We start from the raw sequence: 1,007 nt of genomic DNA on the forward strand, positions 1-1,007 counted from the left end.
GGTCAAAGCTCCTTGAGGTATGCAGTTGGTTGGTCGAGGCATTTATCTGCGCTCGATGGACTATCTGCGAAATGCGTGCCAGGTCTTCCCATCACCCCGAAACCATCACGTAAGCCATTGAAAAACAAGGAGAATTTATGCCTATCTCAGCATTGAGGAAGCGCGTATCGCACCGTGTGGCACACGCGGCCTGACGTGTCGGGCCCAACACATTCAACAGGCTGTTCGGCGCGATCCAACAGCGTTTCGGCGGACATGAAAACAAAAAAGCCGCCCGGTTTTCACCGGACGGCTTGATGGATGAAACGAAAAGGTTCAGCGCGGCGACGGGTTGTCGCTGTCCGCCCTGATGGCCTCCTTGGAATGGCAGGTTAACGGGCACAATCCCCTTGCCGGCACAGGCCGGCAAGGGGATGGAGCAAAGGGCGGCGGTCTCAGATCACGACCTTGTTCATACCCTTCAAAGTGGCGGCCACATCGATATCGGGGCCGACGAACCCGGCGCCGATCACGCCGTTGTTGTTCAGGACGTTCACGCCAATCTGCTGGAACTGGGCCAGTTGCTGGTTGACATTCAGCGTGACGTTGACGTCCTTGCCGAAGGCGCTGCCGCCTTGCACCGCCGACATCGCCTGGTGGTCCAGTTCGTTGCGATGCGGCAGGTCGTGGATTGCGATGGATGACATGGGTCTCTCCCGCTCAGCCAAGAATCTTGTTCTTGCCGTTCTGGTGCGTCGTGTTGTTCACGGTCACGCCGCTCAGGAAGGCCGAATCGTTGGCCGTCGCGGTCAGCACGTTCTGTTGCTGGCTCAGGGCCTGCATCGCGTTGATCGACGAGTCGGACGACGGGGTGTAGGTTACGTCGCCGAACTTGTACGACGGGGCAAACACGTTCCAGCCGCCGCGCACGGCCGCCATGGCGGTGCGGTCCAGTTGTTCGGCGCGGTCCAGGTCTTTGATGGTCAGGGTTTTCATGGCGTTCTCCTCAGATTGAATTCGAATGAATG

The 1,007-nt window shown here is 58.7% G+C and carries 2 protein-coding genes; both read right to left on the bottom strand.

Annotated elements, in window-relative coordinates:
- Positions 1–434: 434 nt before the first annotated feature.
- On the bottom strand, positions 435–686 hold the full coding sequence (locus AC1DYX_RS31495) for a hypothetical protein (protein ID WP_477266183.1): 252 nt from the start codon (positions 684–686) through the stop codon (positions 435–437).
- 13 nt (positions 687–699) lie between these two features.
- Positions 700–975 carry a hypothetical protein gene (locus AC1DYX_RS31500; RefSeq protein WP_477266185.1) on the bottom strand — a complete coding sequence of 92 codons (276 nt, stop codon included), beginning with the start codon at positions 973–975 and terminating at the stop codon, positions 700–702.
- Positions 976–1,007: the final 32 nt, after the last annotated feature.

This window comes from Massilia sp. P2_C2, from assembly GCF_056404615.1.